8 protein-coding genes are annotated in these 9858 nt (G+C 29.8%); all 8 read right to left on the minus strand.

What is annotated here, in order from left to right:
* Positions 1–1739: 1739 nt before the first annotated feature.
* Complete coding sequence (locus BUB82_RS11200; protein WP_073193716.1) at positions 1740–2327, minus strand: hypothetical protein; 588 nt, start codon at positions 2325–2327, stop codon at positions 1740–1742.
* A 139-nt stretch (positions 2328–2466) separates the two neighbouring features.
* Positions 2467–3282: a DKNYY domain-containing protein gene (locus tag BUB82_RS11205; protein WP_073193717.1), complete on the minus strand. Its 816-nt coding sequence runs from the start codon at positions 3280–3282 to the stop codon at positions 2467–2469.
* A gap of 164 nt (positions 3283–3446) precedes the next feature.
* A complete protein-coding gene (locus BUB82_RS11210) occupies positions 3447–3794 on the minus strand; it encodes a hypothetical protein (protein ID WP_083574529.1) in 348 nt (115 codons plus the stop codon).
* A gap of 7 nt (positions 3795–3801) precedes the next feature.
* On the minus strand, positions 3802–4209 hold the full coding sequence (locus BUB82_RS11215; protein WP_073193718.1) for a DUF2513 domain-containing protein: 408 nt from the start codon (positions 4207–4209) through the stop codon (positions 3802–3804).
* Positions 4210–4967: 758 nt separating this feature from the next.
* Complete coding sequence (locus tag BUB82_RS11220; protein WP_073193719.1) at positions 4968–5309, minus strand: HepT-like ribonuclease domain-containing protein; 342 nt, start codon at positions 5307–5309, stop codon at positions 4968–4970.
* On the minus strand, positions 5299–5601 hold the full coding sequence (locus BUB82_RS11225) for a nucleotidyltransferase family protein (protein ID WP_073193720.1): 303 nt from the start codon (positions 5599–5601) through the stop codon (positions 5299–5301). Before BUB82_RS11225 ends, BUB82_RS11220 begins: the two co-directional genes overlap by 11 nt.
* 1318 nt (positions 5602–6919) lie before the next feature.
* On the minus strand, positions 6920–7366 hold the full coding sequence (locus BUB82_RS11230; RefSeq protein WP_073193721.1) for a hypothetical protein: 447 nt from the start codon (positions 7364–7366) through the stop codon (positions 6920–6922).
* A 359-nt stretch (positions 7367–7725) separates the two neighbouring features.
* Positions 7726–9207 carry a hypothetical protein gene (locus BUB82_RS11240; RefSeq protein ID WP_073193723.1) on the minus strand — a complete coding sequence of 494 codons (1482 nt, stop codon included), beginning with the start codon at positions 9205–9207 and terminating at the stop codon, positions 7726–7728.
* Positions 9208–9858 lie beyond the last annotated feature (651 nt).

Here is a 9858-nt window from a genome sequence, read left to right on the forward strand (position 1 = left end):
CAGTTTTTAATTCATTTTAGGTTATGCTTGGTAAATTCAGATTCTCAACTGTCATTTATCCGACCCGAGTTTTTTCGGAGTGTTTGTGTGCAACGGTCTTGGCTATGATGTCGTTGCGGAATCATTCGCAGAATTATTCCGCTGGTAAACGAAAATACTATTTTAACTGGAATTTTCAACAGAAAATTCCAAACCGCAATGCATTATAGCCGTTGTTGCATACAGGTACGACACGTTCTGCTTGGTACGAAGCACTTTTCACGTTTCCGATATTTTCCGTTGTGCTATTCAATTCAGTCGAGTAGAGCAGAAGTTTCGCTATATAAATCTAAATTTTCAACTTTTATTTTTAAGAGTAAATTTGTCTGTTTTCGAACTTGCCGAAATTCCGCTGTGTTGCTTTTCCAATTTTCTATTTTGTTTTTCACGCAACGATTGTCAGAAGTCAAATTATTTCTAAACATCGATTAAAATCCAATTATCTAATTTTTTCGTTGCTAAGTTTCTCACGCATTATTTTTTAAATTCAGATAGCTGCTCAATGCTCAACATATGTCTTAAGTCATATTTTAGGATTCTGTTTCGTTTATTCAGATTAGAAAATCAATTTTCGAAAGAAGCGGAAATTTTGACTTTGAAAAACAGTTTTCAATTCGTTTCAGGTAATGCTTGGTGAATTCAGATTCTCAACTTTCATTTATCCAACCCGAGTTTTTTCGGAGTACTTGTATGCAACGGTCTTGGCTATGATGTCGTTGCGGAATCATTCGCAGAATTATTCCGCTTGAAAACGAAAGTACGACTTTACACTGGAATTTTCAACAGAAAATTCCAACCCGCAATGCATTATAGCCGTTGTTGCATACAGGTACGACACGTTCTGCTTGGTACGAAGCGCTTTTCACGTTTCCAATTTTTTCCGCAGTGCCATTTAAATCTGTCGAGCAAATGCAGAAATTATTCTATATAAATCTAGATTTTCAATTTTTGTTTTCAAGAGTGAAATCATCTGTTTTCAAACAAGCTAAAATTCCGTTGTGTTGATTTTCCGTATTTTACTATTCAAATTCAGATAGATGCTTAATTCTCAACATTCGTCAAAAGTCATATACAGAATTTCGTTTCGTTTATTCAGATTCAAAAACCAATTTTCGATAAAACTGAAATTTTGGAATCTAAAAGCAGCTTTTTAATTCGTTTTAGGTAATGCTTTTTAAATTCAGATTCTCAACTGTCATTTATCCGACCCGAGTTTTTTCGGAGTGTTGGTTTATCACGTTTTTATATACAGTGTTACTCTATTTTGTCTTTTTTTAGTTTATATTTCAAAAATGATATAACATATAATAAGAGTATAATTGTTGGAATAACTAATTTTATTCTCTCTTTTAATCTTAATAAATTGAATTCATTCTCCGAAATAGTTGTAAATAAAGAATAGATATAAATTATTAACCCAAAAAGAAGCCAAATAAATAAGAAATTGTTAAATATAATTTTTTTTCTGAGCATAAAGTAAATTTATTTTGTCATATACCTTGTAAATTCAGATTCTCAACTGTCATTTTTCCGACCCGAGTTTTTTCGGAGTACTTGTATGCAACGGTTTGCAGCTAAGAAACGTGGGGCTTTCGAAGCTCTTACTTGTCCGCCCGTAACTAATTTAGCCACGAAGAATGAACCTGGCGTTTATCAATGTCCGCCCCATGTTTTCTTAGGTGCTGTTGCCACACGTTTTTTTATCCTGCTTCTTGTCTCCAAAAATCTATGATTCTATTTTTTTTGATTTTGAAACCATAAACAACCATAGATTCAGTACACCAGTTCGGATCGACAAGAAACGTATTGTTAATACTCAATCTAAATGAGCAGTCTTCACCGTCAAAGTTGACTGTTATTTTGTCCTTACAGTCTGATGGGTCAGTGTAACCTTCAGGAGCAATGTTAAAGTGATATTCTTTTTCAAATCGTTGGTTTCTTGTCAGTGAATCAGAATTAAGGTCATTTAGAAATCGAGTTAAGTATTCAGCCGTCAAGTCGACCATTATTGAAGTCTCTTGGTCATTGTCTGGATATTGAACTTCACGAATAGAATCAATTTTTGCGAATAAGTCTAATTGAAGGTCTTTATTTTCAAGTTTTAAGAAGTCGGTAATTGTCCCTGAGCATTTACTTGTCCCGATTTGCTCAGTTTCATTATCCACTTTTTGAGTTTCTGCAACTTTGATTGCCGAATCAGTTAAAGTCTGTGATTCTGTTTCGATATTTTCAGACACTTTTCCATTGTCGGCTGAATTACTACAGCCAATTAATGTTAGGATAGTCATTATGTGAATCAGTGTCATCATTTTTTAATGTGTGGCAACGTTCTAGTATATGAAAAGTAGGCGATATCGAAGCACTAAACTTTCGGTTAAGCACAAAATTTGATATAAGCCAAAAGTCTTGGTTTTACTACTATTTCGCCTATTTTTTATATACATTGTTAGTGGTTGTTATTTTTTTTCCGAATTTATACTTATTGTTTTTGTCAGTCGCTATATGTGTCATTCTGTTAACTTTAAAAGTACTTGGATCTGCACTTTCAATTATTTTGTCGTAAAAGTATACGTTAAATCTATCTTTGGAATAGTTTGCTATTAATATCTCAAACGATTTGTAATCAATACCTTTTATTGCATTGCCTCTAAAATAATAGAAGTTTTTATCTCTCTGCCATTGCCAATCAATTATTTCAAATGATTCTGGGTCACTTCCTGGTATTGGTTCCTTTCCTTTATAGGCTTGCTGATTATCCTTTCCGTAATGACAACTTAAATATTCAAATGATTTTGAGTCAGCATTCAATATAGTATCCCTGTAAGAAACTGTTTCGCCTATTACTTTATAAGTATCACAACTACCAATGTACCCTTCTTTTTGTCTGTTCTTATTCGCTATTTCTCTTTCTTTTGCGAATTGCTTACTCGAAATATATTGTCGGGCAATTATAAATGATAAGCTTCCAATAATTAAAATAGGAAGAAAGTAAGCCGCAAATATTATTCTTTTATGAAGTCTTGCATTTAATTCAAAAAGTACGATTAGATAAACTGGATACAAATTTACACCAATAAATAATGCCCAAACCATTAATGGATTCGCATTAGGGTCATCGAAAAAGAAAACCGTTCCAAAAAAGATTAATGGCCAAAAAAGTATCGGAATTAAAATGAACCAATTTATCCATTTAAACTTTTTCGGTACTTCTTTTGAGAATGCTATTATCTTAAAATTAGGCATTTTTATTCTTTGTTCTAATAACCACTAACGTTTCCGCATAACGCTTCGTTGCGGGAAAATTAGCGATTATTTTCAATTATAGATTCTAACTGCCAGAAACTTCTAAACCTTCGGTTTTAGCTACAAACTCCGCAATGAGCGATATGCAGTGTTGGTAACAGTTTTTATTCCATTTTTAAATTCGAATACATTATTTCTCCACTAATCGTATCAACGGTAATTTCTACAGAATAGTAGGTTCTTATGTTAGCACCAAAGCTATTTTCTGAGTCAACATAACCTTCTACTAAATAACCATTACCAAATTTCTCCATTTTAGTATCTCTGAGATTTGAAAATTCAGCAGTTGATGGTGATTTCAAATTACTTTCAATTTGTCCTTCAGCAACTACCTTTGCTTCAATTTTTGAAACTGATTTACGCTTAGAATCTGTTTTCTTTTCATCGGTTCCGCAGCTTAATACTAAAAATATAAAAACTAAACTCGAAAATTTTATTAGTTGTTTTTTCATAGGTTAATTAATTTAATATTTCTGTTTTTATTATTTCAATTGTTAAAGATGGTATTAGTTTTATACTTTCAGATGTCAATGGATTTATTTTCCGACTTAACTTTTTCCATAAAGAATCATTTTCAAGTGATTCAATTGTTTGGTGTCCAATGTCACTCAATCTTAATCTTTTCTGTTTAATAGTTAAAGAGCCATTAGGTGTTAAATCGATTCCAGTATCATTATCATTCTGATTTTGATTTTTAATCAATCCTTTGTCAAATAAGATATCAAGATGATGCCAAATAAGCTTATCTGTTTCAAGGTTTTTTTCTGGATTTATTTTATTGAATAAATCAAAATTATATATAAAAGGTTGACTTTCATTTCTTATAAAATTAAGTATTTTTTTTGTTAACTCTAAATCTAATTTCATCTTCAAATTGTTACCAACGTTTTTGTATAACCGCAGTTATTACGGATTTAAAAGTAGTGATTTTCAATTACAAAACCCAAGTGAGCAAATACGAGTTGATTCGGCTTATAGTCGAATCAGCCGTAATTGCGGTTATGCGGTGTTACCAATAGGTTTTATATCCATTTTGAGTTTCATTTTTTCGTTCTGCTATTGAATTCAGTCGAGTAGAGCAGAAGTCATTCTATATAAATCTGGATTTAAAAAATTTGTTTTCAAGATTTAAATCATCTGTTTTCAAACTTGCTGAAATTCCGCTGTGTTGCTTTTCCAATTTTCTATTTTGTTATTTACGTAACAATTGTCAGAAGTCAAATTTGTTCCTAAAAATCAATTAAAATAATTTTGTGTTCATTTCGTTGTTATGATTTTCACACATTTTTTTCAAATTCAGATAGCTGCTCAATGCTCGACCAATAATCAATTCCATTTATTTTCAACGCAATTCAGTATTCAGCGTTCGAGTGATAAAATCCAATTTTTGAAGCTTATTCCACTTTTCAATTTTATCACAATCAATTCCGATTCTTAGGATTATCAAAACATGAATTTTATCTCTAAAAAATCATTGAAATCAACTTATTGGTAACGGTTTTGCATATGGTTTGTGGCGAGCAAAGAATGCGACCGATTTTCACCGTATGCTTTTGATTTTCTAAAAATACAACAATTTTGGTTTAAGCAAAAAATTCAGCCATAAACTATATGCGATGTTGTGGCTAGTGCTTTTCCACTATGTTTTGGATTTCTTTTTTCAATTGAGGTAGTTCTCTAATTATTATCGTCCAAATAACTTCGTCAGAAATGCTATCATATTCGTGTGCAATTCTATTTCGAGTTCCGATTATTTTTTGAGCGTTGTTTATTTTAAAATCAGAATCTTTGTGTTTAATTATTCGATTAATTGCTTCTCCAATTATCTCAATATTTCTCTCAACTGCCTTTTTCGTTTTTAAATCACTTTGATATTCAAAGAAATCTCTTTTTTCAGGTAGAAACTCAAATATTTCATCAATAGATTTAATTATGTCTTCAAGCCACGCATTAATTCTATTGTCCATAAATTAGAATTTTTGTGCTATCAAGTTCTTTTCTGAAAAATTGATTTTTTATTCCACGCTCTTCGATTAAGTCTATTTGTCGCTGAAGTAATTTTTCTAAATTTTCTTTGAGTTGAAAATATAAATCCGTGTATTTAAAAGGGTCAGTTTCATCAAAATCAACCACAAAATCAATATCAGACTCATCTTTAAAATCATCACGAGTTACAGAGCCAAAAGCAGAAAATGTTTTCACCTTGTATTTCTTACAAAGTTTCTTAATTCGATTAATATTTTTTTCAGATATTTTCATAATTCAAAAATACTCAAAAATTAGTTCAAATCATTAATTCGAAGTTTTTTTCAGCATTAGCCACAACGTTTTTGTATAACCGCAGTTATTACGGACTTAAAAGTAGTGATTTTCAGTTACAAAACCCAAGTGAGCAAATACGAGTTGATTCGGCTTGTAGTCGAATCAGCCGTAATTGCGGTTATGCGGTGTTACCAATAGGTTTTTTATAGAGTCTAATTAATTCGTTTTTTTCGTTTTGCTATTGAATTCCGTCGAGTAGAGCAGAAGTTATTCTATATAAATCTAGATTTTAAAAAATCTGTTTTCAAACTTGCTAAAATTCCGCTGTGTAGTTTTTTCAATTTTCTATTTTGTTATTCACGCAACGATTGTCAGAAGTCAAATGTATTCTTAAATATCGAATAAAATCCAATTACGTATTTTTTTCGTTGCTAAGTTTTCCACGTACTATTTTTTCAAATTCAGATAGCTGCTCAATGCTCGACCAAAAATCAATTCAATTTGTTTTCAATTTAATTCATTTTCAGCGTGTGAGTGATAAAATCCAATTTTTAAAGTTTACTCCACTTTTCAATTTTTTCAGAATCAATTCCAATTCTTAGGATTATCAAAACATGAATTTTATCTCTAAAAAATCATTGAAATCAACTTATTGGTAACGGTCTTGGCTATAATGTCGTTGCGGAATCATTCGCAGAATTATTCCGCTGGCAAACGAAAATACACTTTTAACTGGAATTTTCAACAGAAAATTCCAACCCGCAATGCATTATAGCCGTTGTTACACATTGACACGACACGTTCTGATTGGAACGAAGCACTTTTCACGTTTCTGATTTTTTTCGTTTTGCTATTCAATTCCGTCGAGAAGAGCAGAAGTTATTCTATATAAATCTAAATTTTCAAATTCTGTTTTCAAGAGTAAAGTCATTTGTTTTCAAACTTGCTAAAATTCCGTTGTGTTGCTTTCTCATCGTTTTGCAATTCAAATTCAGATAGCTGCTCAATGCTCAATATTCGTCAAAAGTCATATTTAGGATTCTATTTTTTTATTCAGATTTAAAAAACAATTTTCGATAGAAGCGGATATTTCGACTTTTAAAAACAGCTTTTCAATTCGTTTCAGGTAATGCTTGGTAAATTCAGATTCCCAACTGTCATATATCCGACCCGAGTTTTTTCGGAGTGTTTATGTGTAACGTTTTTGTATAACCGCAGTTATTACGGGCTTAAAAGTAATGATTTTCAATTATAAAACCCAAAGTGAGCAAATACGAGTTGATTCGGCTTGTAGTCGAATCAGCCGTAATTGCGGTTATGCGTTGTTGGCAATAGTATTTTTTTCAGTTCTGCTATCAGTAAACTTGGATTTTGAGTTTTCAACTAATATTCTAAGAAGCTTATTTATATCCGATTCATCTAAATCCATTATTTTAAATTCAAATTTTCGTTCACTTTCTAATTCCACTATTAAATTGTCATCATTGATTGTTATTTTATCAATCTCATTAAACTTGATGGTCTTATCAGTTATCAAGTTAAGTTTAATAACAATCCCCAATTTATTATACTCAACATAATTTTTATACCAAAATCTTTTGCTGAGCATAATTATCAAAATCAAAAATCCTAAACTTGTAATCAGTCCATTTTCATAGTTTAGAATTAAACCATGACCTACTAATAAACATAATAATGCCAAGACTAGAAAAGTAATTCTAGTCCAATTCCATGACAGATTTTCAAAGTGAATCTTTTTCATTTTTTTTATTTTCAATTACTGATTGTAAAGTTTTAAAACCGTATAAGATGGTAAATAAACACATAAAACCTGAAATGAAATATTCTTCTTTTGAATAGTAATTTAAGCTTGTTATAATTCCAAAAAATGTCCACAAAAAATTTGTTGTTATTTTACTTATCAATATGTTTTTCATTATTCTTTTTGGATTCAATTTTATATTATTGCCAACGTCTCGCGCATAACAGAAGTGGCGAATTAAAATGCGCAAGTTTTTCGGTTAAACTTTTTACTTTTTAAAAATACACAAAACTCTCGTTTGAGCAATAAATTCGCCATTTTTGTTATGCGCTGTTGGCAAAAGTTTTTACACACATTTTTTATTGTTTAAATCTTTTTCGAAGAGCTAGGATAATAAATGTTAATAAAATTGTACTAAAAATTGTTTGAAATGAATGAATCCACCAATTTAAATAACTTAAATCAGTTTTTATTAATGGTATCGAAGCCGAAATACTTTTAACAAAAGCATTTTTTAAGCTACAATCAATATTTTCAGTTGAATAAATATTAAATATGTCAAAACTTTCAAATAAAATGTAATAAAGTGGAAATATGATAATTGTAAATATAACGAACCATTTAAAAGGTTTTATGTAGTCTTGAGTAAAACCACCAAAAAAATCATAAAATAAAAATACAAACCAAGAAATATAATTTCTCTCCTTAAATAATCTAATTTTTCTGATTGTCATTTCACTTACATAGGCTTTACCTGAAAGCTCCCAATCTTTATTATTTTCAAAATTTTTCTTTAATTGCCTATAAATATTTTCAAGTTTTTTTAAATCGATGATTGATTTTTTACTTTTATTTTCATCTAATATTATTAATCTGTTTGGAGACTTCCATTCACAAGAAGAAAATTTTACATCTGATATTTCAGAGTCCTTAAAAATCATTTTATAAGTATCACAATTTTGGAAATTCACATTATTTGTAAAGTAAGTATTTCTGAATGTTAAAGTATTTTTATAAGGTAAATGAATGTTTTCAAAAGAATGTCTTTTAGTAGAGAATTCTATATCTTGAAAAAATGCTTTTATATAGTTTTCACTTTGAAAAAAAGATTTGTCATTCAGTTTAATATTTGTGATATTGAAATTCTCCTTATAAAAATTAGAATACAAACGAAATTCGCCATTAGCAACTAAGGAACCAAGACTTATCTTTTGATCAAATGTATTTTGACCTAGTGAAAATTTTTTATTAAATGTAGATGATGAAAAATGTGCATTGTTTTTATTAAAGTTAGCTTGGTATAGAAAGTCTTTATTAAATTTCGATTTATTTAAATTAAAATTATTAAAAAATTTAGACATAAAAATAAACGTCTCACCATTGAAAATGCAATCATATATTTTAAAATTGGAAATAATAGTTTGTCCTTGTATGCGAAAATCTCTTTCAAAAAAACAATTATTAAAAGACATACTTTTAATAATTAGTTGTTCTATTTTTTTTCCATTAGTTATTACAGGTATATCATTAAGAAAATAAGCATCGTCTTGAAATCTGCAATTTTCGAATTCAATACTTTTTGTGTGAAGTTCATTTATTAATCCGAATACTTTTAAAAAATAATTAATGCTAGTGTTTAGTTGAGATTGTTCATTGGCTGTAAATGATGGGAAAATTATATTTTTAAATACTAAGTCGTTTTTCTGTATTTTTTCAAGATTTATTGCAGACCAAAACTTATTAACTAAATCTAATTGCCAAATTCTTTTTCCATCCTTGGTTTCTATAAACCAACTGGACTTGTCCTTTGTTAAGATATTATTGTATTCTTGATTTTTCATTTAAATTTTTGCCAACGGTCTTGGCTATGATGTCGTTGCGGAATCATTCGCAGAATTATTCCGCTGGTAAACGAAAATACACTTTAAACTGGAATTTTCAACAGAAAATTCCAACCCGCAATGCATTATAGCCGTTGTTACACATTGACACGACACGTTCTGATTGGAACGAAGCACTTTTCACGTTTCTGATTTTTTTCGTTTTGCTATTCAATTCCGTCGAGAAGAGCAGAAGTTTTACTTTATAAATCTAAATTTTCAAATTCTGTTTTCAAGAGTAAAGTCATTTGTTTTCAAACGAGCTAAAAATTCCGCTGTGTTGCTTTTTAACGTTTTGCTATTCAAATTCAGATAGCTGCTCAATGCTCAACATTCGTCAAAAGTCATATTTAGGATTCTATTTTTTTATTCAGATTTAAAAACCAATTTTCGATAGAAGCGGAGATTTCGACTTTTAAAAACAGCTTTTCAATTCGTTTCAGGTAATGCTTGGTAAATTCAGATTATCAACTTTCATATATCCAACCCGAGTTTTTTCGGAGTGTTTATGTGTAACGTTTTTGTATAACCGCAGTTATTACGGATTTAAAAGTAATGAATTTCAGTTACAAAACCCAAGTGAGCAAATACGAGTTGATTCGGCTTGTAGTC

The sequence above is a fragment of the Psychroflexus salarius genome, from assembly GCF_900129035.1.
GTDB lineage: Bacteria > Bacteroidota > Bacteroidia > Flavobacteriales > Flavobacteriaceae > Psychroflexus > Psychroflexus salarius.

What these genes read in the sequence shown, in the direction of transcription:
- BUB82_RS11215 (WP_073193718.1), bottom strand. Translation starts at nt 4,209, where the DNA reads ATGAAATTAGATTTAGAGTTAACAAAAAAAATACTTAATTTTATAAGA.
- BUB82_RS11205 (WP_073193717.1), bottom strand. Translation starts at nt 3,282, where the DNA reads ATGCCTAATTTTAAGATAATAGCATTCTCAAAAGAAGTACCGAAAAAG.
- BUB82_RS11240 (WP_073193723.1), bottom strand. Translation starts at nt 9,207, where the DNA reads ATGAAAAATCAAGAATACAATAATATCTTAACAAAGGACAAGTCCAGT.
- BUB82_RS11225 (WP_073193720.1), bottom strand. Translation starts at nt 5,601, where the DNA reads ATGAAAATATCTGAAAAAAATATTAATCGAATTAAGAAACTTTGTAAG.
- BUB82_RS11210 (WP_083574529.1), bottom strand. Translation starts at nt 3,794, where the DNA reads ATGAAAAAACAACTAATAAAATTTTCGAGTTTAGTTTTTATATTTTTA.
- BUB82_RS11230 (WP_073193721.1), bottom strand. Translation starts at nt 7,366, where the DNA reads ATGAAAAAGATTCACTTTGAAAATCTGTCATGGAATTGGACTAGAATT.
- BUB82_RS11220 (WP_073193719.1), bottom strand. Translation starts at nt 5,309, where the DNA reads ATGGACAATAGAATTAATGCGTGGCTTGAAGACATAATTAAATCTATT.
- BUB82_RS11200 (WP_073193716.1), bottom strand. Translation starts at nt 2,327, where the DNA reads ATGACTATCCTAACATTAATTGGCTGTAGTAATTCAGCCGACAATGGA.